Source organism: Pseudoalteromonas sp. P1-16-1b, assembly GCF_001401785.1.
Taxonomy (GTDB): Bacteria; Pseudomonadota; Gammaproteobacteria; order Enterobacterales; family Alteromonadaceae; genus Pseudoalteromonas; species Pseudoalteromonas undina.
The window spans coordinates 21,925-45,381 of record NZ_LKGQ01000014.1 but is presented as its reverse complement, the minus strand read 5'-3'; the positions used below and the strand labels follow the sequence as shown (position 1 = coordinate 45,381).

16 protein-coding genes and 1 other RNA gene are annotated in these 23,457 nt (G+C 41.0%); 7 read left to right on the top strand and 10 right to left on the bottom strand.

Translation table 11 applies throughout. The features are described from left to right. Positions 1-127: 127 nt before the first annotated feature. From AN392_RS11290 to AN392_RS11285, 3 genes are all read right to left on the bottom strand, one after another. Positions 128-2,884 carry a response regulator gene (locus AN392_RS11290; protein WP_055012779.1) on the bottom strand — a complete coding sequence of 919 codons (2,757 nt, stop codon included), beginning with the start codon at positions 2,882-2,884 and terminating at the stop codon, positions 128-130. Positions 2,885-3,091: 207 nt separating this feature from the next. Continuing rightward, an RNA gene (gene ffs, locus AN392_RS18465) (signal recognition particle sRNA small type) lies at positions 3,092-3,188 on the bottom strand. A 139-nt stretch (positions 3,189-3,327) separates the two neighbouring features. Further along, on the bottom strand, positions 3,328-4,206 hold the full coding sequence (locus AN392_RS11285) for a DUF3014 domain-containing protein (protein WP_055012778.1): 879 nt from the start codon (positions 4,204-4,206) through the stop codon (positions 3,328-3,330). Between the two features lie 172 nt (positions 4,207-4,378). Here AN392_RS11285 and AN392_RS11280 point away from each other — a divergent pair, with 172 nt between their 5' ends. Next, positions 4,379-5,524, top strand: a complete 1,146-nt coding sequence (locus tag AN392_RS11280; protein ID WP_010388160.1) for a patatin-like phospholipase family protein — start codon at positions 4,379-4,381, stop codon at positions 5,522-5,524. Between the two features lie 10 nt (positions 5,525-5,534). Here the strand turns inward: AN392_RS11280 and AN392_RS11275 are convergent, their stop codons facing one another. After that, a complete protein-coding gene (locus AN392_RS11275; protein WP_055012777.1) occupies positions 5,535-7,508 on the bottom strand; it encodes a monovalent cation:proton antiporter-2 (CPA2) family protein in 1,974 nt (657 codons plus the stop codon). A gap of 126 nt (positions 7,509-7,634) precedes the next feature. On the opposite strand from AN392_RS11275, the gene AN392_RS11270 reads away from it, so the two are divergent. Continuing rightward, complete coding sequence (locus AN392_RS11270; RefSeq protein WP_055012776.1) at positions 7,635-8,531, top strand: GGDEF domain-containing protein; 897 nt, start codon at positions 7,635-7,637, stop codon at positions 8,529-8,531. A 57-nt stretch (positions 8,532-8,588) separates the two neighbouring features. On the opposite strand, the gene AN392_RS11265 is transcribed toward AN392_RS11270, so the two are convergent. The 6 genes from AN392_RS11265 to lpxB form a co-directional block, all read right to left on the bottom strand. After that, entirely contained in the window at positions 8,589-8,930 is a 342-nt protein-coding gene (locus tag AN392_RS11265) for a hypothetical protein (protein ID WP_054202423.1), read from the bottom strand. Further along, on the bottom strand, positions 8,927-10,237 hold the full coding sequence (tilS, locus tag AN392_RS11260) for a tRNA lysidine(34) synthetase TilS (protein ID WP_055012775.1): 1,311 nt from the start codon (positions 10,235-10,237) through the stop codon (positions 8,927-8,929). Before tilS ends, AN392_RS11265 begins: the two co-directional genes overlap by 4 nt. Before the next feature lie 311 nt (positions 10,238-10,548). Further along, entirely contained in the window at positions 10,549-11,505 is a 957-nt protein-coding gene (gene accA, locus AN392_RS11255) for an acetyl-CoA carboxylase carboxyl transferase subunit alpha (protein ID WP_008110950.1), read from the bottom strand. A 16-nt stretch (positions 11,506-11,521) separates the two neighbouring features. After that, complete coding sequence (dnaE, locus tag AN392_RS11250; RefSeq protein WP_055012774.1) at positions 11,522-15,013, bottom strand: DNA polymerase III subunit alpha; 3,492 nt, start codon at positions 15,011-15,013, stop codon at positions 11,522-11,524. Between the two features lie 2 nt (positions 15,014-15,015). Beyond that, the gene (gene rnhB / locus AN392_RS11245; RefSeq protein WP_010388148.1) at positions 15,016-15,615 is read right to left on the bottom strand and encodes a ribonuclease HII; all 600 of its coding nucleotides are present in this window, start codon (positions 15,613-15,615) and stop codon (positions 15,016-15,018) included. Next, a complete protein-coding gene (gene lpxB / locus AN392_RS11240) occupies positions 15,605-16,762 on the bottom strand; it encodes a lipid-A-disaccharide synthase (protein WP_008110958.1) in 1,158 nt (385 codons plus the stop codon). The genes rnhB and lpxB overlap by 11 nt, the downstream gene beginning before the upstream one ends. Positions 16,763-17,055: 293 nt before the next feature. On the opposite strand from lpxB, the gene AN392_RS11235 reads away from it, so the two are divergent. Genes AN392_RS11235 through cydC form a run of 5 tightly spaced genes read left to right on the top strand, consistent with a single transcriptional unit; the run spans position 17,056 to position 23,446 of the window. Beyond that, positions 17,056-18,639, top strand: a complete 1,584-nt coding sequence (locus AN392_RS11235; RefSeq protein WP_054202420.1) for a cytochrome ubiquinol oxidase subunit I — start codon at positions 17,056-17,058, stop codon at positions 18,637-18,639. Continuing rightward, the gene (cydB, locus tag AN392_RS11230) at positions 18,636-19,775 is read left to right on the top strand and encodes a cytochrome d ubiquinol oxidase subunit II (protein WP_008110962.1); all 1,140 of its coding nucleotides are present in this window, start codon (positions 18,636-18,638) and stop codon (positions 19,773-19,775) included. The genes AN392_RS11235 and cydB overlap by 4 nt, the downstream gene beginning before the upstream one ends. 12 nt (positions 19,776-19,787) lie before the next feature. Further along, the gene (cydX, locus tag AN392_RS11225; protein WP_008110965.1) at positions 19,788-19,952 is read left to right on the top strand and encodes a cytochrome bd-I oxidase subunit CydX; all 165 of its coding nucleotides are present in this window, start codon (positions 19,788-19,790) and stop codon (positions 19,950-19,952) included. After that, positions 19,942-21,717 carry a thiol reductant ABC exporter subunit CydD gene (gene cydD, locus AN392_RS11220; protein ID WP_055012773.1) on the top strand — a complete coding sequence of 592 codons (1,776 nt, stop codon included), beginning with the start codon at positions 19,942-19,944 and terminating at the stop codon, positions 21,715-21,717. Before cydX ends, cydD begins: the two co-directional genes overlap by 11 nt. Continuing rightward, on the top strand, positions 21,710-23,446 hold the full coding sequence (gene cydC, locus AN392_RS11215) for a thiol reductant ABC exporter subunit CydC (protein ID WP_055012772.1): 1,737 nt from the start codon (positions 21,710-21,712) through the stop codon (positions 23,444-23,446). The genes cydD and cydC overlap by 8 nt, the downstream gene beginning before the upstream one ends. Positions 23,447-23,457 lie beyond the last annotated feature (11 nt).

Here is a 23,457-nt window from a genome sequence, read left to right as displayed (position 1 = left end):
TTTACTCAGGCTAATCCCCCATTCTATTATCTTATTTTTCTGCTCATAAAACTAATTAGATACATTTAACCATTTGGCAAGTGAATACTCTCTGGCACGGTGTCAGCTTTTGCCTGTTGAACTATTATCAACTGAGTATATTACCAATCACAGTGTATAAATCATCACTATTAATTGGTTTCGCAATAAAGTCATCCATACCGGCTATTAAGCATCGCTGTTTATCTTCTTCATAGGCATTAGCCGTAATCGCTACTATAGGCACTCGCCAACCTGTTTTAACTTCCATAACTCTAATCGTACGTGTGCATTCATAACCATCCATGTTAGGCATTTGGCAATCCATTAAAATCAAATCAAACGATTGCTCTTTTAATACATCAAGAGCCTTAATACCATCCTCGGCCATAACAACCACAGCTTTAGTCGGCTCCAACATTTTTGAAATAACCTGCCGATTTATCGCATTATCTTCTACCAACAGTATGTGCTTACCCAGCAGATTTGGTTGCAAAGCTGCTTTTTTAGGTAAGGTTGAGGGAGCGTCTGCTGACTCTGGTGCACTAATACTAAACGCAAACGTACTACCTTTACCCTCTTCGCTGTTTAACTGAATTTCACCGCCCATCATTTTTATCAGCTTTTGAGAAATAGCCAACCCGAGCCCTGTTCCCCCATATTTACGAGCAACGCCCACATCAGCTTGAGTAAACTCGCTAAATAACAGTGATTGCTGTGCCTTCGCAATACCAATGCCACTATCTTCAACGCTAACTTGAAGCTTATTATCGTGATAATCAAACGACAAATTCACAAAGCCTTGCTGCGTAAATTTATACGCATTAGAGAGTAAATTAATGATCACCTGATTTAAGCGTAATTCATCAACACTAATGCACAGTGGCAAATTCTTAGATTGAATAACCGTAAACTCTACCTCTTTGGCAGCAACAATCGAGGAAAATAAAGAACGTATATTTTCTATAAATGGAGTTAGCTGCGTAGGCTTAATATTTAGCTCCATGGCATTTGCTTCAATTTTAGAAAAATCTAAAATATCGTTAAGAATATTAAGCAAGTTTTTTGCACTTTTTTGTTGTGTGATTAACAACTCCTTTTGTTCGGTACTTAAGGACTGATCTCGAAGCAAAACCTCTCCCATACCTAATATGCCATTCATAGGTGTTCGAAGTTCGTGACTCATGTTTGCTAAAAATTGTGACTTAGCAATATTTGCTTCATTGGCGAGTTTAACTGCTTGTGTTAATTCAGTTGTTTGCTCTGCGACTTTCTCTTCTAATTGCTGATTAAAATGACTAAGCTGTTTATTGAGATCTTCATTTTTTACATTAGAAGCTTGCAAACTTTTAATTGAGTGTTGTAGTGCATTGCCCAACATTTCAAATTGTTGCTGTAGTTGCAGCACTTCATACCAACTAGAATCTGTATTAAATACGTGTTTTTTAGTTTTACTAAAGCTATTAATTAAATGAGTGAGCTCTATGATGGGTTTAACCAACAAATGGGTAAATTTATGAATAAATAAAACCACTAGTGCAATAGAGCATAATCCTAATAACATAGTAGGCAACCATGCAGCCACTACCACCATAGTTAAATGTTTACGATTATATAACGATATAACCTGCCAACCTGTGTTGTCGTCAACATACTGATTTGTATGGTACATCTCGTTATCATTTGAGCGAAAAAGTTGATTGCCACTGAGGCTTTGAAGACTAAGTTCCTGCTGCTTAAAATCACTGAGCGCAGCAAACTGGCTTAACGAACTAAATACCACTTTTTTATCTGCATCTAGAACAAGTAAATCCCCATTATATTCAAATAAATTTGGTATAAACCGCTCTAATTGATCTAGCTTAAGTGATCCCTCAACGACCCCATAAAACTCATCATTTTTATAAATCGGGGCGGAAAGCGCTACAATGGGTTGATCGCCTAATCCTCTGCCCTGAAAAACACCACTGATGTAGCCCAACGGGAACTGCTGAGCTTGAGCAAAATAAGGACGATCATCAACATAACGCTGACTCTGACTCAAACCACTGAGCAATTCACTCGGTATACTTTTCTCGACATAACCTTCAGAGCTGGCATATAGGCTAGTTACAAAGCCAGGATATAACTCCATTAGTCGCTCTAACTGCTGTTGTATAGATGCCCCAGCACTTATTGCATCACTGGTTATTACCATGGCACTTTTATGAAACAATAAATAATCACTCAGCTGGGCACTGATCGAACGAGATTTTTCTTTAAGTTGAGTGTTTACTTCGTATTCTAAGCGCGAATAATGCTGATTAACCAAAAAAACGCTGGTGATCAAAACCACCAAAACAATAATTATACTTACAACATAGCTTAATATTCGGGCCAGAGGCTGCCCTTGATAAGCTCGGCTTGCATGGGGGACAAATATACTCACCAAGTCGACCAAAGCCAACGCTATCATAGCATTGATTAAGTATTTTGAGGCAGCCACAACAAGTGTGAGCCAAGGCAGGCCTATAACAAAGTGACCCAAAACCCACACCAGTGGTAAGCCCACTAAAAACCAAAATACGGCGCCTAAAGGAAGTATTGGCTTAGAACGCTTTAAACAAAAGACATAAAGCCAAAATAGCTCAAGTACATAAACAACACTGGTCCAGCTATGCCCCCAGCGATAAAATAAAAAACCAGTTACAATCGCTAAACTAAGAAGAGAATAACGAAGCCCTGCAAACACTAGGCTAAGTATTACAAACGTCTGACCAAATAAAAATTCAGAGCTATCAAAAAAATACAGAGGTAGAAGGTTAGCGCAACCTCCAATAAGCCCGAGTAATATTGCCAGCGCCCATTTATTCCTCTGAGATGTCATATTGACCCTTTATAGCTTTATTGAACACCTGCGGTGTATAGTATAATCGCGAGTTTTAATTATTACTTACCCATTAGCTATTGTCTATAATGACAAAAAATTAGCTAAGTGCGTAAAAGCTAGAATTAGCGTACGAATAACAAAATAAATATTAGAAAATAGATAAATGGAATTTTAATACACCCAAATGAGGAATTTGGGTGGCAGTCTTACCAGCCACATCTCGGCACACACGTCACAAACTGTGGCTGCTCCCTTCCGGGCCTGACCAGGTTCGCCTGCTAGTGTTGCGAGAGGACCAATAAGACTACCATTGAGGGCCTTGGTTGGCGCGATTGAGATTATCTCTACTTTTGCTCTGTTATTCAAGGGATAATCAAAAAAGAAAGTGCGATTGCATACTTCATATACAATCGCAGTCTATTTAGGTGTTAAAGCGATTATTAATTGCTCTCTAACTCTGCTTTTATGTTACGTAGTGCCGCTTTTACTTTTTTCATGTTCTCTGGGCCCATGCGTAAAAGTTGCTTTTGCGCAGCAGGTAATTGCTCCCATTCAGAAAACGCATACTGATAGGTCACTGAATCACGCAATAATGGTAAGCTACCTTTTGGCTCAGGAGTATCAAGTAACAGGTCAATGGCATCTTCAAGTGTTTGAGTAAACTCATCATCACCGTAACCAATTTCAGTATATGCGCTGTTGATCAGTGGTTTATACTCATCATATAAACGCACAGCTTGAGCTGCACTCATACTTGTGAGTACTTTTACATATGGGGTATAGCGTTCATAGCTATTAGGATCAATTGTTAAAATATCGCCTTCGTTTACGCTAAAACCCTCTTCTAATTTTGCAACTGGGGTATGCTTGGTAGCCACTTTGCCTTTTGCTAAATTATCGACAAATACTACGCCACGGCGAATAACATCATCATTTAATATTAAGCTCATCGCTACATCACCCAAATATTCATCTAATTTTGCAATGACTACAGGGTCGCTGTCGTTTAACGTTGGTAAAGATACAACTTCAGCTTCGGGCTCAACTTCTGGACGCTGAGCTGGAACATCTAATTCCGCAGGTTTTTCAGGCTTAACAGAGGGCGCACCTACCACAGGATCGTTTTCAGGCTTTAACTCCATAATAGGTTGCTCTTTTACTGGTTCTTCAACCTGCATAACTGTTTTTGGAGCTTCACTTGGTTTTAATAAAACAAACGCAGCGGCAATAATGATAATTAATAAAATAACCCCTGCAAAGATAAGGTTGTTATTCGGCGGACGTTTTTGAACGTCTGATCCTGATGGTTTATCTGACATACGAACTCCATAAATATAAAAATGCGATACTGTTTAGAGTACTCTAAACAGATTTAATTCATAATTTACACCAATATTTATTAATGTAAGTTATGTATCCTTTGATTCTTCTAGCTTAAAGACTTACAGTGAATAAATAAAGTAAAGACAGTGAACAGTTTAAATACGTAACATGAAAATTAAGCAAGTCGATCCTAGTAAACCAAAAGTGGCTTTATTACTCACCGGTGGTGGTGCCCGAGCAGCTTACCAAGTGGGCGTGTTAAAAGCATTAGCGCAAAGTATGCCCAGAACTGCCCCGCTGCCCTTTAGAGTGATAAATGGTACATCTGCTGGCGCAATTAATTCTGCGGCGTTAGCGTGTTACGCTTCATGTATGCATTTAGCCGTTAGAAAGCTAGAGACAGTATGGAAAAACTTTTCCACCTCTATGGTATATAAAAGTGACTTTTTGAGTGTGTTTGGTCATATTACTCGTAATATTTTAACTAGTTTTCAGTCTGAGCATATAAACCATCCACCGGCGAGCTTATTAAATAATCGGCCACTTAGAAAGCTATTAAACGATATTCTTGATTTACATCGAATTGAACGTAACTTACATCGTGACTACTTAGAGGCGCTGTCGATTACAGCATCTAGTTATACGACCGGTGATTCTGTTGCTTTTTTTCAGTCAAATACGCAGCATTCTTGGCAGCGAGCAAAACGCGAAGGTCGCGCTACGCGAATTAATGTTGAGCATTTAATGGCCTCAAGTGCTATTCCTATGGTTTTTCCTAGTGTAAATATTTATAACCACTACTTTGGTGATGGTTCTATACATCAACTTTCACCTTTAAGCCCGTCTATTCACTTAGGGGCAAATAAAATATTTATTATTGGTGTTGAACAACCCAAGGAACCTCACCCTCCAGGTTACTCTGCGCATTTCCCCGGGCTTTCTGCTGTAGCAGGCCACTTACTCGACAGTGTATTTACCGACACTATGCAATCTGATTTAGAACGATTAGATCGAGTAAATCGTACGCTGGGGTTATTACCCGATAGACAAAAGCATCAAGAGTTAAAACAAATAGACAGCTTTATCATTAACCCCTCGCAAAACTTTAATGCAATTGCAGCGCAATACTATGATGATATGCCTTGGGCAATTAAAGTGTTACTGCGTATGATCGGTGTAAAAAAACGCTCTCAGTCGAGTTTAACCAGTTACTTATTATTTGAAAAACGCTATACCCAGCACTTAATTCAAATTGGATACGAAGATGGCATGAAGCAACTGCCCGAGATGAGAAAGTTTTTAGAGCTAGACTAAGAGGCTACTCTTACTCAATGCCATCGAGCAAGTAATGCTCAACATGCTCTACTCGCCTAGGTTTGCCTTGCAACACTATAATATCATTTGCGTATAGTACGGTATGCTCTTGTGGCATCTCTATCTCTTCACCTTTACGCCGAAGCGCCTTAATTAACACCTTTCTTTTAGCTAAATTAAGCTCACTAATAGCCTTGTTTACCGCAAATGCTTTATCCGGCAAGGCAATGACATGTAAGTACTCTAACCGTTCGGGCAAATTGGTATCGCTTTCGATGTTTTCGCCTGCAAAAAAACTTTGTAATAGCTTATAGCGGTTACGTCTTTCGCTACTAACACGGCGAATTATTCGGCTCATTGGTACACCCGACATAGACAACACATGTGAGACCAGCATTAAGCTTGCCTCTAATGCCTCAGGAACAACCTCAGTGACGCCTAAATCTTTTAAACGCTCTAGTTGGCTGTCGTCACGGGTTCTTATGAGTATTTTTACCCTAGGAGCAACCTGCTTTATGGCATCAATCACTATTTGAGTTTGTTGAAATTCCGTAAAAGTAATAATCACTAAGCGTGCTCGCTCTACCCCTGCACACTTTAAAATATCTTTTTGCTCAACATGACCAAACAATAACGGTTCACCCGCCGCTTTTCCTTCTTGCACTAATATGGGATCGCTTTCAATGGCCACATAATCAATAGCCTCTGGCGATAAAAAGCGAGCAATAGTTTGCCCTACCCGAGAAAATCCACATATAACTACATGATTATTATAAAGCGTACTGCTTTGTGGCTCATCTTCATAGGCAAACTTAGCGCGCTCTAACATACCCAGTCGCTTTAAAATAAAGGGGGTTTTATCGATTAAATACGGGGTGAGAGCCATAGAAATTACACCCATGGCAATTAAAAATGATACTTGCTCCGCACTCAGTAAGTCATGCTGTGCTGCGAGTGCTATTAACACAAAACCAAACTCACCCATTTGCCATAACATAATAGCGCAAGCTAATGCGTCCTGTTTTCTCTCCCCCATAAATAAAGACGATACGGTTACTACGGTGATTTTTAAGACTAGAATGCCCAGTAAGGCAGCAACAATAATACCCGCATAATTAACAACAAAGCTGATATCTAGCTGCATACCTACGGTGACAAAAAATAAACCCATTAAAATATCACGAAACGGGCGAATATCCGCTTCTAGCTGATGGCGGTAATGGCTTTCACCAAGCATCATACCCGCTAAAAATGCCCCTAATGCCATTGATAAGCCAAATGAATAAGTAAGTAAACCCGCAAACAAAGCAACTAATAAGGTAGTTAAAACAAATAGCTCATCACTTTTTGCTAATGCCACTTCATTAAAGACTTTAGGTAAAACCCATTTGCCAATTGCCCATAGCAACACGCAGACAAACGCACCTTTAGTTAGTGCAAATAACAGAACCCAGCCAATACCATTTGAGTCATTGCTGGCAAATAACGGTAAAATAATTAGTAATGGTACAACAGCAATGTCTTGAAATAATAAAACGCCAATTGCCAATTGCCCTCGGCGTTTATTTAAATCGCCGCTCTCTTTTAATAATTTAGCAACCACCGCAGTAGAGGAGAGCATAATAATAATGCCAATGGTAAAACTGGTTAATAAATTAAAATTTAATAAATGCAGAGTCACAATCAGCAAAATACTACTAACAAATACTTGTAGCGACCCTAAACCAAATACAATATTACGCATCGCCATTAGGCGCGATACAGAAAACTCCAAACCTAAGCTAAACAGCAAAAATACAATACCTAGCTCTGCAATAAAGTCCATCTCATGGCTTTGCGTCATCCAGCCAACACCATGACCACCCGCTAATAAACCCACAGCCAAATAAGCCAACACAGGGGGAAGCCCTATGCGCTTAAATAGCCATACAAATAAAACCGCAGCGACTAAAAGTCCAAAAATCTGAGCATTAATACTTTGCAACGCAAACCTTAAAATAATCTATGGGATGTGACTTAACTATAGCAATCGCATAACTTTCAGCCAGAATAAAAATATGGCACGCAATCTGCTTATTTATAAAAAGTAATACTATAGGGGGAAGAAATAGTGGAAAACGTTCATATTTTGACACAACGTATCTCTGGTCGCGGTGAATTTTTGCCGTTCTCAGCAGAGCAATACAATAGCAATACACCAACAGCACTGCATGAGCTGGCGGCCAAACTGCAAACCAGCTTAGTGCTGGAAGATATTCTAGGCACATTTGCAAATTTTGCAAAACAGCTGCTTAATTTTTCTGGGGTACACTTTCAAACATCATGTATTGATGTTAAAACACCCAATAGTGATGTTGAAAATCCAGCCTACTCATTTGATCTAAAAGTTGAAAGTGAGCATTTAGGCACACTCACTTATTACACAAAATATCCGCTTAGTGCGGCTATTGAAAAAAAGCTGCAGCATTTTCACAGTGTATTAATTTATCCACTACGTAATGCAATAATGTACAACCGTGTATTAAAGCTAGCAACAAAAGACTCGTTGACGGGGTTAAACAACCGTAGTCAATTTAATGACATGTTACAACAAAAGCTTGAAAATCATAGACGTAACGGCCATCCATTTAGTTTAATGCTGCTTGATTTAGATAATTTTAAACAAGTAAATGATAACTATGGTCATAAAATTGGCGATGACGTTTTAATAGAATTTGCCACAGTTTTATCTAGTAGTATTAGAGGCACAGATTCAGTATTTCGTTTTGGTGGCGATGAGTTTTCAATACTAATTGAGGACCCCGCTTTTACCACCAATAAAGTGATTGCAGAACGTATCATGCGTTTAGTAAGAAACTCACCGATTATGTCTAAGTACAATGTAACAACCAGTATTGGTTTTACCCTAACTAACAGTGATGATTGCCAAAATGAGATATTTTCTCGTGCGGACAAGGGCTTGTATAAAGCAAAAGCATCTGGGCGAAACTGCGCAAAAGCCTATTAAACAATAAAAGAACATAATATTTGAAAAGCCCAGCCTCCCCCGCTGGGCTTTTTTACGCTACTTTTTTAATATAAAGTATTTGTAAATTAGTAGCATGGTGCAAAAACCAAAAAAGAAGCCACTGAGTAAATTAAGTAATGCCGCAATTGTTGCAAGTGGTGTAAAAAGCACCAACAGTAAAGGCGTACTCACTCCTAAAATGAAAAACACGCCCCCTTTACCCAACCAGTAGGCAAGTAAAATGGCGGCACATACCATACCACCCAATACAGCGTAGCCGAGGGTAGTAATATTAAGGGTTAAAAATACATTCGATAAAACCGCAATCAATAGCGTAATTAATATGCCAATGGGTGCCTTATTGATAAGCGACAGCCCAACATGAGGCTGCTGACTCATGATTTATACTCCCAAATAAAACCAGTATCATCTTTATGGTTATCACTAATAAAATAACCAACCACTTGTACTAGCTCATCGTTGTAAAAAATTAATGGAATATCAGCACGTAGCCAAGGCGCTACCTTTGCATCTTTAAACCAATGCTTAAGCGTATTACTGCCTGGCTTTTTTAGTGGTTTAATACGCGCGCTATTACAGTTAAAACGAACACTAACTTGTTCATCCGATTTGGGCGCGCGTACACCCACCCCTTGCAAACATTGTAGTATTTTTCCGTCATTAAGCACTAGTTCGTGACTTGTTACCCGTTCAATATTAACGGCTAAAGGCCTCGGTTGCACAAAATACAGATAACCCTGGTGGCGGCGTATTTGCCCACCGCTTAGCTCAATAACCATTTGCGCGTCAGCTTGCGCATGAATAGCCTGACTCATTATTTGCATTAACTGTTTTTGCGAAGGCATGGTATGGGTAAATAGAGCCAGCCATGCGCGCAGAAGATTCGCAATGCGAATAGCGCTGTAATGAGCCATATTTTGTATATTAAGCGCCTGATGTTGGTTAAGACACTGTGCGAGATCTTGCTGGGTATATTCATCAAGCAGTGCTTGTTGCTGCTGCAATAATTCAATACTTCGTGCTGTACACTGCTCAAATCCAGTAAAACGCTCTGCCAACTTAGGCACTATTTGCTGGCGCAAAAAATTACGATCAAAGCGTTCATTGGCGTTGGATTCATCGGTAATATGGCTAATATTAAATTGCTGGGCAAACGCTTCTATCTCGCTGCGTTTTACCGCCAATAATGGCCTATAGCACTCACGGCCACTTTCAAGCACGCGAGTTTGCTGCATGGCGCCGAGCCCTTTTAAGCCTGAGCCGCGCTTTAAACGAAGTAAAAATGTCTCTACTTGGTCGTTTAAATGCTGGCCTAACAAAATGATACTATCATTTGGGCTATATTCATCAAGTGCTTGATAACGAGCTTCGCGAGCCTGCGCTTCAATACTGGTGCGCGATTGCTGCTTAATAATGACGTGTGCCGCTTTAAAATCAATTGAAAGTTGCTCACAACGTGCTTGGCAAAATTGCTGCCAGTGATGGGCGTTATCACTTAAGCCATGATTTACATAAATTGCACTTAAATTTAATTGTGGCCACTGCTCTTTTAACCCATGCATTATCTGCAACAACACCACCGAATCTACGCCACCAGATAAGGCTACAGTAAATGTGAATTGCCCGTTTTCTATATAATGATTGAGGGCTTTTTGTACCTGCAGATAAATATGTGATGTGTGCATTATTATAACCAATGAGTGAATTGCTAATAACCCGAATAAAAAAGGCTCTACGTTACGGTATTTTAAAACAAAAAAAGCCGCATAGGCGGCTTTTTTCTCTATTTAACCTGAACTTTGGTTAAGAGATTTACTAACATATTGAATCATAGTAATAATTAGATTTATTCTCTCTAGCCAGAGATTTACAGTGAAAACAAGGCGAATTTTCGCGTCAATAGCTGGCCTATTGCAAGTAAATTCAACGCAGTTAGCGCTGAAAATAGCTGCTTGAGATATATTTATTATCCAGAGTTCAGGTTATTTAGCTATGTTTAGCAATAACCAAACGACATTAAACGCTTGTAACGTTGATCAAGCATTTCTTCAAGCGATAACGCTTGTAAGTCTGCTAAATCGCGCTTAAGGCGAACTTTTAAATTACGTGCCATGGCATCATAATTACGGTGTGCACCACCTAGCGGCTCATCAACTAGGTTGTTGATTAAATCTAGCTCTTTAACGCGCTCGGCTGTTACACCCATTGCTTCTGCTGCAAGTGGCGCTTTATCAGCACTTTTCCATAAGATAGAGGCACAGCCTTCTGGTGAAATAACTGAGTAAGTGCTGTATTGCAGCATGTTTACTCTGTCGCCAACACCAATCGCTAATGCACCACCTGAACCACCTTCACCAATAACAGTACAAATTGTAGGTACTTTTAGTGCGGCCATTACTTTTAGGTTACGTGCAATTGCTTCAGACTGACCACGCTCTTCTGCGCCAACACCTGGGTATGCACCTGGGGTGTCGATAAAGGTCATGATTGGCATTTTAAAACGCTCAGCCATTTCCATTAAGCGCAATGCTTTACGGTAACCTTCTGGTTTTGGCATGCCAAAATTACGTTTAATTTTTTCAGCAGTACCACGGCCTTTTTGCTGACCGATCACCATAACAGGTTCACCATCTAAACGAGCAACGCCGCCTAAAATTGCAGGGTCGTTAGCAAACGTACGATCACCCGCAAACTCGTCAAATTCCGTAAAAATACGCTCGATATAATCTCGAGTATAAGGACGCAGCGGATGACGTGCTAGCTGTGATACTTGCCAAGCACCAAGTTCAGAGAAAATTTTCTCCTTCATTTGTGCGCTCTTTTCTTTAAGCTTGCTGACTTCCTCTTCTAATCCAAGGTCTAATTCGCCAGCGCGGCTTACATTTTGTAATTCTTCAATTTTTGCTTCTAATTCTGCGATTGGAAGCTCAAAATCAAGATAATTGAGGCTCATGCTCTAAACTACCTAATTAGTTAAATTCTAGTTCTACATTTTGCGCTGCCATCAGCGATAACTTATGAATTAAGTCGTCACTTGGCGTAACACACCATTCGATCCCTAGGGTTAATTGCACCAACGCATCGGGGCGTTGATAATATACCTTGATCGGACACGTTCCCATTTTGTATGGTTCGAGTACTTTTTGTAATTTATCGAAGAAACCAGCCTCGATCTGCACCATATTCAGCGTCATCTTAATCGCTTTTATACGCTTTTCACGCGCCTGAGCAATGGTGTTTATTTCTCTGGCGGTCATTGTAATACCACCAGAGAAGTTATCAAAGCTGACCTGTCCGGATATCACCAAAATATTATTGATTTGCAACATATCTTGGTACATTTCAAACTGTTCTGGAAACAAGCGTACATCAATTCGGGCGCTTTTGTCATCTAAAGTTATCAAGCCCCAGCGATTTCCTTTTTTATTAATTAAGGTTCTCGCGGCAATCACCAAGCCCGCCCCAGTTGAGACCACATCGCGATTAGTCGGCTGCAAATCAATGAGTCGACCTGAGGTGTAATGCCCAAGCTCTCGTCGATACTGGTTTATAGGATGGCCAGTTAAATAAAGGCCTAAGGTATCTTTTTCGCCATCAAGCCATTGATTATCTGTAAGTGGTGTGGCTTTAATAAACGCTTGCTCTACTTCGTCAGGCTCTGTGGCCAGTAAACCAAACAAGTCACTTTGCCCTAACAGCTCAGCTTTGTTGTGTTGATCGGCTGCGCGCATTGCATCTTTTAAACTTGCCAGCAGCGTTGCTCGCCCTGGTTGATTTTTTTCTGGTCCTAGCTGATCCAATGCACCTGCATAAATTAATTTTTCGGTGACACGTTTATTCAAGCGTTTTAAATCAACACGCGCACAAAAATCAAATAAATCCTTAAATGGGCCGCCTTTAGCTCGCGCTTCTAATATGGCATCAACGGGGGCTTCACCCACGCCTTTAATTGCTCCTATACCGTAAACAACTTCACCTTGAAGATTAACAGTAAACTTGTATTCACCAGCGTTTACATCGGGCGGTAACAAAGTGAGCTTCATGTTTTCACACTCATCCACCAGCGTTACTATTTTGTCGGTGTTATCCATATCGGCCGACATTACCGCAGCCATAAACTCGGCCGGATAATGGGTTTTCATCCACAGCGTTTGATACGATACCAATGCATAAGCTGCTGAGTGAGATTTGTTAAAACCATAACCCGCGAACTTTTCAACCAAGTCGAATATTTTTATCGCAAGCTCGCCATCAATGCCATTATTACGCGCGCCCTCTTCAAAGGTTGAGCGCTGTTTTGCCATTTCTTCGGGCTTTTTCTTACCCATGGCACGACGTAACATATCGGCGCCGCCTAGTGTATAACCGGCCAGCACCTGCGCTATTTGCATAACTTGTTCTTGATACAAAATAATGCCGTAAGTCGGCTCAAGAATAGGCTTTAAACTTTCGTGTTGATATTGCGCATCGGGGTATGAGATTTCTTCTCTGCCGAGCTTTCGGTCGATGAAGTTATCTACCATGCCTGATTGCAGTGGACCTGGACGGAACAAAGCAACAAGGGCTATCATATCTTCGAAGCAATCGGGCTTTAATCGGCGAACTAGGTCTTTCATGCCGCGTGATTCTAGCTGGAATACTGCGGTGGTTTCAGCGCGCAGCAGTAGTTCAATACTTTTTTTATCATTCAGTGGAATGGTGTTGATATCAACCGGCTGCTTGCCTTCACGCTTTAAGCGCTCGTTGGTCATATCCACTGCCCACTGCAAGATGGTCAGCGTACGTAAGCCTAAAAAGTCAAACTTAACCAAACCAGCAGTTTCTACATCGTTTTTATCAAACTGAGTAACCGGAAACTTGCCTTCATCATCACAATAGAGCGCAGCAAAATCGGTAATCGTGGTCGGCGATATTACAACCCCCCCTGCGTGCTTACCGGCATTACGGGTACAACCCTCAAGAATACGACACATGTCGATTAAGTCTTTAACTTCTTCATCGCCGTCGTAGGCTTCTTGCAAACGAGGTTCAACTTCAAACGCTTTGGCTAAGGTCATTCCCGGATCGCCCGGAATAAGCTTAGAAATACGATCAACAAATCCATACGGATGACCAAGTACCCGGCCTACATCGCGTATAACCGCTTTGGCCGCCATAGTACCAAAAGTAATAATTTGCGATACCGCATCACGGCCATACAAGGCCGATACGTGATCAATTACTTCATCACGTCTATCCATACAAAAATCGACGTCAAAGTCGGGCATAGAAACACGTTCTGGATTCAAGAAGCGCTCGAAGAGTAAATCGAACTCTAGTGGATCAAGATCGGTAATTTTAAGCGCATAAGCTACTAAGGAGCCCGCACCTGAACCACGCCCTGGACCTACTGGAATATTGTTATCTTTACTCCACTGAATAAATTCCATTACGATCAAGAAGTAACCAGGAAATCCCATTTGGTTAATTACATCGAGCTCTATCTTTAAACGCTCATCGTATTCGCCGCGTTTTTCTTGGCGTTCTTGTTCATCAGGAAATAAAAATTGCAGTCGTTCTTCAAGTCCATCTTGTGAGACTTTAACCAAAAACTCATCAATTTTTAATGAGCCTGTAGGGTAATCTGGTAGGAAATACTCACCTAATTGAACGGTTACATTACAGCGCTTTGCGATTTCTACGGTATTTTGTAACGCCTCTGGAATATCACTAAATAGCTCTGCCATTTGCTCTGGCGTTTTTAGGTATTGCTCTTGTGAAAAACGCTTTGGTCGGCGTTTATCATCTAGGGTATAACCATCAAAAATAGCCACCCGAATTTCATGGGCTTCAAAGTTTTCTGGCTTTAAAAATACCACTTCATTGGTAGCCACCACTGGCAGTTGCTCTGTGGTTGCAAGCTCCACTGCCATGTGCAAATAATTTTCTTCTTGAGCACGGTTGGTGCGAATAAGCTCAATATAATAATGATCGCTAAAGTGCTGCTTATAAAAGCTTACCACCGACTCAACAATAGCGGGGTTGCCTTTTATTAATGCTTTTCCTAAATCGCCATCTTTTGCACCCGAGAGTATGATGAGCCCCTCTTTTAAATCAACTAACCATTCACGGTCAATCACTGGGCGATGAAACACATGACCACGTTGGTAAGCTTTAGAAATCAATAAAGTAATATTTTTATAGCCAGTGTTATCTTTAGCTAATAACGTTATCCGGCTTGGTTCATCAGGAAACTCAGGACTACGTACCCAAAAATCAGCACCAACAAGTGGCTTGATACCTGCGTTATGCGCTGCGCCATAAAAACGCACTAAACCACAAAAGTTCATTTGATCGGTAATTGCCAGCGCTGGCATTTCAAGCTCTTGTGCTTTAGCGACTATTGGTTTGGTTTTTGCCAAACCATCAACCATCGAAAAGTCTGAGTGCACTCGTAAGTGAACAAAATCAGGAGTTGGCATAATTACTCCTTACCCGAAAGCGCAAGCACACGCTGCACCGGTTTAAAGCTCTTACGATGCTCATCTATAGCGCCGTATTGCTCAAGCGCTGCAAAGTGTGCTTTAGTCGGATACCCTTTATGCCCTGCAAACCCATATTGTGGATAGCGCGCATCAAGTTCAATCATTTCATCATCACGAGCCACTTTTGCTAAAATAGACGCGGCTGAGATTTCAGCGACTAAGCTATCACCCTTAACCACCGCTTGGGCGGGCATAGCTAATTTAGGCAGGCGGTTACCATCTACAAACACAAATTCAGGCACGGTGCTAAGTGCTTCCACTGCGCGACTCATGGCAAGCATAGTGGCTTGTAATATATTTAGCTCATCTATTTCGCTTGGACTACAACGGCCAATGGCGTAACACAGTGCTTTTTCTTTTATTTCAGTGGCTAATAATTGACGTTTTTTATCCGTTAATTTTTTAGAATCGGCCAAGCCTGCGATTGGCTTATTGGGATTTAAAATAACAGCGGCAGTAACCACGTCGCCCACCAGCGGTCCACGACCCACTTCATCTACACCGGCAATTAGGGTTACATTAGGTCGTTCAATTTGCATTTATTAACTCCGCCACTGCATTTGCAGCTTGTTTACTTGCATCTAATCTAATTTTTTCATGTATGGCTAAAAAGCGGGCTTTTAATTCTTTATTGTCACTATTTAGCATAGGGGTAAGTGCTGCTGTTAAATTAGCGACATTACACTCGCTTTGCAAAAACTCTGGCACTAATTCTTCGTCTGCCAATAAATTAGGTAACGAAAAATATTTAATATTAAAGGTAAATAAGGTTTTAAAAATCCAATAACTCAGTGGTTTAATTTTATAACCAACCACCATTGGTTTTTTATATAACATGCCCTCAAGCGTTGCCGTACCTGATGCCAGTAATATGGCATCGGCGGCTTGCATGGCTAAATTTGATTGGCCGTCTAGTAAGTTAACATTTAGTGAGGGCGCTGTGGCATTTAAAATAGCAATAAACTGCGCTTTGCGCTTTTCGTTCACCAGTGGCACAACGACTTTAAGCGCTGGGTTCTGTGCTTGCAACTGAGCCGCTGTTTTTATGTAGGTTTCACTTAACAAGCCCACTTCTGAGCCCCGGCTCCCGGGTAATAACGCTAACACCTTGTCATCAGCATTTAAGCCTAGTTGGCTACGGGCTTGGCTATCGTCGTGCTCAAGTGCAATGTCGTCGGCTAATGTGTGGCCTACAAAAGTACAAGGTACTTGGTGCTTGTCGTAAAATTCTTTCTCAAAAGGTAATAAAGCCAATACTAAGTTAGTGGCTGCACTTATAGTGTGAATGCGTTTTTCACGCCACGCCCACACTGAAGGGCTAACGTATTGCACAGTTTTAATACCCGCATCTTTTAACGGTTTTTCTACACGTAAATTAAAATCGGGCGCGTCAATGCCTATAAACACATCAGGAGGATTATCAATAAAATGCTGCACAAGTTGTTTGCGAATTTTTAGTAAACGCGGTAAACGGCCAAGGACTTCAACCAACCCCATAACCGACAGTTCATCCATATCAAACAGCGTTTTGCAGCCTTGAGCTTGCATTTTAGGACCTGCAATACCTTCAAAAATTGCATCAGGAAAATGCGCTTTAAGCGCTTTTATGAGCCCTTCACCTAAAATATCGCCCGACAGTTCACCTGCCACAATACCAATTCGTAGTTGTTTTTTATCTTTTTTCATTTGCTATTTTTTCACAAGTAAACCCGGCGTTCATACCGATTAGTTTACCGTGTTTTAAGGCTAGGTTAAACGCTTAAAACGCACCACTTTTTTCTAGCTTACTCTTAATTGATGATTGCGTATTTTATAGACTGATGTAATGTCATAGTATATTAAAGTTTTCTAATATACATGTTGACAAAAATTGTACAAACGCCAATAATGATGCAAACTTTCAGAAGTTACTGAAAGTTTATTAAAAACATTAACAATTGCTTTGTGCTGTCACTGCATCACAACCAAAGGAGCCAAAAATGATAGATGAAACCTTTGTGGATCTATCGCGATTACAGTTTGCTGTCACCGCTCTATTTCATTTTTTATTTGTGCCGTTAACAATCGGTATGACCTGGATTTTAGTTATTATGGAATCGGTTTATGTTATGACCGGTCGCGAGATTTATCGTGATATGACTAAGTTTTGGGGCAAGTTATTTGGTATTAACTTTGCTATTGGTGTGGCTACCGGCCTCACCATGGAATTTGAGTTTGGTACTAACTGGTCGTATTACTCTCATTATGTGGGTGATGTATTTGGTGCACCACTAGCTATTGAAGGCTTAATGGCCTTCTTTTTAGAATCAACCTTTGTGGGGATGTTCTTTTTAGGTTGGGACAGGCTCTCTAAACGCCAGCATTTAGGGGTAACATTTTTAATGGCGCTGGGCACTAATATGTCTGCGCTATGGATTTTAGTTGCTAATGCGTGGATGCAAAACCCAGTCGGGGCAGAGTTTAACTATCAAACCATGCGTATGGAAATGACTAGTTTTGCAGAGCTAGTATTTAACCCTGTAGCGCAAGTTAAGTTTATTCATACTGTGTCTGCAGGTTATGTTGCGGCGTCTATGTTTGTGCTTGGGATTAGTAGCTGGTACATATTAAAAGGACGTGATTTGGCATTTGCTAAACGTTCCTTCTCGGTGGCATCAGGCTTTGGTTTAGCCTCTATTTTATGTGTTATTTTACTCGGTGATGAATCTGGCTACGAAGTCGGTGAAGTACAAAAAGTAAAACTCGCGACCATTGAAGCTGAATGGCATACCGAAGAAGCCCCCGCCGCTTTTACCATGCTGGGTATTCCTGACTCTGAAGAGCAAGTAACTCATGCTGCGGTTAAAATTCCTTACGCATTAGGTATTATTGCAACGCGCTCACTTGATGAACAAGTGATTGGTATTTCAGATCTTGAGAAAAAACACGAGAAGCGTATTCGCAATGGCATGATTGCTTATGAATACCTAGAAAAACTTCGCGCAGGTGACGATACCCCTGAAAATATCGAAAAGTTTGATAACGTGAAAGATGATTTAGGCTATGGCTTATTACTTAAACGTTATACCCCTAATGTAGCAGATGCCAGTGAGGCACAAATACAACAAGCCGTTAAAGACTCCTTCCCTAAAGTGGGTCCTATGTTTTGGTCATTTAGGATTATGGTTGGCTGTGGCGTGATCATGCTTGGCGTATTTATCCTTGCTTTTTATTACAACGCCCATCGTATTATTGAACAAAAACGTTGGTTGTTGTGGGCCGCAGTATTAAGCATTCCTCTGCCTTGGATTGCCATTGAGTTTGGTTGGATTGTGGCTGAATATGGCCGCCAGCCATGGGCAATTTCTGAAGTGTTACCGACCTTTTTAGCAACGTCATCACTGACGGTTAATGATATTTTAATTAGCTTAACTGGTTTTATTGTTTTCTATACTGGACTGGCGATTGTTGAAGCATGGTTAATGATTAAATTTATTAAGCAAGGACCAAGCTCCCTTCATACCGGTAAGTACCATTTTGAATTACCTGATCACAGCACGGCTGCTAAAGGAGAACTATCATGATTTTTGATTATGAAACATTAAAAATGCTCTGGTGGTTAATTATAGGTGTGCTGTTAATTGGTTTTGCCATTACCGATGGTATGGATATGGGCGTTGCCATGTTGCTACGCTTAGTCGGCAAAACAGATTCTGAACGCCGTACCGTTATTAACACTATTGGCGCCCATTGGGATGGTAACCAAGTATGGTTTATAACCGCAGGTGGCGCTTTATTTGCAGCATGGCCTATGGTGTATGCGGCAGCATTTTCTGGTTTTTACTTTGCCATGATGCTGGTGTTATTTGCATTATTTTTTAGACCTTTAGGCTTTGATTATCGCTCTAAGGTTGACTCTAAACGCTGGCGTAATAACTGGGACTGGGGCTTGTTTGCCGGTAGTGCCATACCTGCGCTGGTATTTGGTGTAGCGTTTGGTAACTTGTTTTTGGGTGTACCGTTTCATATCGATAATTTATTGAGAGTTAGTTATCAAGGGTCGTTTTTTGCCTTACTTAATCCGTTTGCGCTCATTGCCGGCTTAGTTAGTATTACCATGTTAATTGCACACGCGGGAATGTGGCTACAACTGCGAACCGCTGATCAAGTTGCTGAGCGCTCAGGACAATATGGTCGCTACTCATTACTTGCCTTTATAGTATTATTTGCAGCGGCCGGTGTGTGGGTTGCCAACCTAACAGGTTATCAAATTGCCTCTATGGGCGACACCCAAGGTCATGCAGATCCATTGGCAAAAGTAGTTACCACGGCTCAAGGCGCATGGCTTAATAACTACAGTGAACGTCCATGGACAATGACCTTCCCTATTTTGGCATTTGCGATGGCACTGTGTGCACTGCTGTTTTCTAAATTGAATAAGCCCGCTTTGGGATTATTAGCAACCAGTGTGATGTTAATTGGGGTGATTATGACTGCGGGCGTTTCGTTATTTCCGTTTATTATGCCTTCAAGCAATAACCCTGATATTAGCTTAACAATTTGGGATGCGGTTTCGAGCCACAGAACACTCAATGTTATGTTTATTGCTGTGGTTATATTTGTGCCACTCATTTTAGCTTACACCACCTGGTGTTATGTGAAAATGTGGCGCAGAGTGACCGTTGATGAAATTGAAAATAACCCTCACGGCAGCTATTAAGGAGACTAAATTATGTGGTATTTCGCGTGGATTTTAGGTGTACTGCTTGCTTGTACTTTAGGCGTTATAAACGTGATGTGGTATGAATTTCATCAAAATAAAAACAGTATTGCTGATGATGAACAAGCCACCCATGATTTATTAAACGAGCATAATACAAATCACAATGACGACTAATCCCCGACCAAATCGCGCGCAGCAACAACCCCTGCGCGCTTTTTTAAAGCAGCAGAGTAAACCGGCGGCAATGTGGTTAAAGCTAAGCATTGCACTTGGAACAGTTAATGCAATTTTAATGATTGCAGGAGCTTACTTACTCGCGCAAACCATTCATGAGGTGATGTTTGAAGGGCATAGTTTAGCCCAAGTAACCTACTATTTATGGCCTTTAGCGGGTATTATTTTACTGCGCGCCATTTTCTTAGCACTCAGCGAGCGATTAAGCGCATTTGCTACGCTTAAAATTAAATCGGCTATTCGCCAAACCTTACTCGATAAGCTCACACAACTCGGCCCAAGTTATATAGAGCAACATGGCCAAGGTGCTACGCTCAACACGCTGCACAATGGTGTAGAGGCACTCCATGACTACTATGCTAAATACCTACCCGGTGTTGCCTACAGTGCCCTTATTCCTATTGCAATATTAGTGGTTATATTTCCGACCGATTACAAAGCAGGATTAATATTTTTATTAACCGCGCCACTTATTCCCTTTTTTATGATTCTAGTTGGCCACAAAGCCGAGGCACTTAATCAAAAACGTTGGCAACAACTGGCAGTACTAGGAAACTATTTTTTTGACCGCGTACAAGGGCTTACTCAACTAAAACTATTTAATGCCACACGCAAAGAACTCAAACAAATCGCGCGTATTTCCGATGACTTTAGACACGCAACGCTAAACGTGTTAAAAATTGCTTTTTTATCCTCTTTTGCGCTGGAGTTTTTAGCCACAATTAGTGTGGCACTGGTAGCGGTAATTATTGGCTTTAGATTATTTTTTGGCACCCTAGATTTTGCTACTGGCTTTGTAGTGCTGTTACTAGCACCTGAATTTTATTTACCCCTTCGCCAATTAGGCAGCCATTACCATGCACGCCTGCAGGGAATTAGTGCTGCTGCAGATATGTTGATTATTTTAAATGCACCACTGCCCGAAAATGATGATAGCCACACAGCAAAGATCAATGTTAATGCTAGTAGAACTATAAGCATCCATGAGCTCAACTTTAGTTACCCTAATAGCAATGAGGGAATAAATAATATTAATTTAACCCTGCCAAGCACAGGACTAGTAGCCATTGTCGGAGCTAGCGGCTCAGGTAAGAGCACCCTACTTGATTGCATGCTTGGTTTTCACCCAGAAGTAATACAACATATATCCATTGACCAACAACCATTGACAACCGCGGATATAAGCCAATTACAACAAAACATTGCATGGATCCCACAAAAGCCAACCTTATTTTACGACACCCTAGCCGCCAACATAAAATTAGGTAACCCAGACGCTTCATATGAAGCACTTGTACATGCTGCAGAGCAAGCAGGTGCGCTGGAATTTATTAACGAGCTACCCGATGGCTTTAACACCTTAATAGGTGAGCAAGGTGAAGGGCTATCTGGCGGGCAAAAACAGCGTATAGCATTAGCTCGTGCATTTTTAAAACACGCCCCTATTCTAATGCTCGATGAGCCAACCGCTCATTTAGATAGCCAAACCGAGCAACTCATTCAAAACGCTATTGCTGAGTATGCAAAAAACCACTTGGTGATCACCATCGCACATCGCTTAAATACAGTAAAAAATGCTAAGCAACTTATCGTTATGGAAAACGGCTGCATCGTTCAACAAGGCGATTTTAAATCGCTCAGCCAGCAATCTGGCGAATTTGCAAAGCTACTGAAAACAGCAGAACAAGGGGTAACTAATGGCTAATTTTATTCGTTTACTCAAATTGTGCCGCCCTCATTATAAAGCGATGCTTTTGGGGACGTTTCTAGCGTCACTCACTGTGCTAGCTAATGTAGGCTTACTCGCTATTTCAGGCTGGTTTTTAGCTTCTATGGCAGCCGCAGGAATTGCCGGCGTCCATATGAACTACTTTACCCCAGCTGGCACCATCCGCTTTTTAGCGATTGTGCGCACCGCCTCACGTTACGCTGAACGCTTAGTTACTCACAACGCCACATTTTTATTGTTAAGTGAAATACGAGTAAACATGTTCGCCACTCTCAGCAAGCTCAATAACCTTGATTTAGCTATGAGCCGCAGTGCCGATTTAGTTAATCGCTTGCAAAACGATGTAGACGCATTAGATAAGTTTTATTTAAATGTGTTGCTGCCGATGTTAGTAGCTTTACTGACTGTGCCTATTATTATGCTGTTTATGTCAGCCTACAATGTAAATGTCGCCCTTATTTGTTTTGTTGGGATTATTATTATTGGGGTGATTATACCGGCAATATTAAGTAAGCAATTAGATAAAAATAGTCACCAAGAAACCTTACTTAGTGCACAACTTAGAGCAGAGCTATCAGACACCCTTACGGGCCTTAGAGAACTAAATATTTATCAAGCTCGAAACCAACAACTCACTAAGTGTGATCTGTTAAGTGAGCAGTATAATCAGCAATTATTTATTCGTCATAAGGCTCTTGGCAACGCTGATGGCTTAAGCTTACTCATAGTGCAATTAGCTATGCTTTCCAGCATTGTTACTATTGTGCCGCTAGTGTTTAGCGGTGCTATGGTCAATGTAGAGCTGGCGATGTTGAGCCTGTTTGTGCTTGCCAGTTTTGAAAGCGTATTGTTACTGCCTAACGCCTTTATTGAGCTTCCTAATGTACTAAAAGCAGCTGAGCGACTCTTTATTCTTGAAGACAAAACGCTTAGCACAAACAATGTATCAACCACAGATATTGAGCTATTAAATAAGCACTGGGCTTTGTCGTTAAATAATGTCAGCTATCACTATGGCCAAAAGCAGGCATTAAATAATGTGAGTTTTGAGCTCCCCGCGAAGCAAAAAGTAGCTATTGTTGGTAGAAGCGGCAGTGGTAAAACTACCTTAGTGAATTTGCTCAGTAGTTTATGGCCACTGCAGCAAGGAACAATAAACTTACAAAGCGACAAAGAAATCATAAGCCTGCATGATTTAAATAATGAGAGTCGAGCAAAGACATTAAATATTTTAGCTCAGCAGCATCATATTTTTGATGGCACATTAAGCGAAAACCTTGCTTATGCAGCTCCCGATGCAACCTCGCAACAAATGATAGCAGCATTAACACAGGCAGAACTTGGTGGTTGGTTCTCTGAGCTCAAACAAGGGCTGAAAACCCGTTTAGGTACCGGCGGGCGAAATGTGTCTCAAGGTCAATCAAGACGTATAGCCTTGGCACAGGCCCTGCTGCAAAAACCCGCCATTTTAGTACTCGATGAACCGACTGAAGGGCTCGATAATATCTCTAAACAAGCTGTTATGAACAGTGTTTTACAGCTGAAAGAGCATGCCAGTGTTTTAACAATTACTCATGATCCAGCGTTGTTATCGCAAATGGATAGTGTCATCTGGTTAGATAGCGGACAAATCATCGCTCAAGGTTCACATCAACATTTGCTCAATGAACACCCTGACTATGTGGCGTTAACGACCCGCTTTTAGTCCTTAGCAGT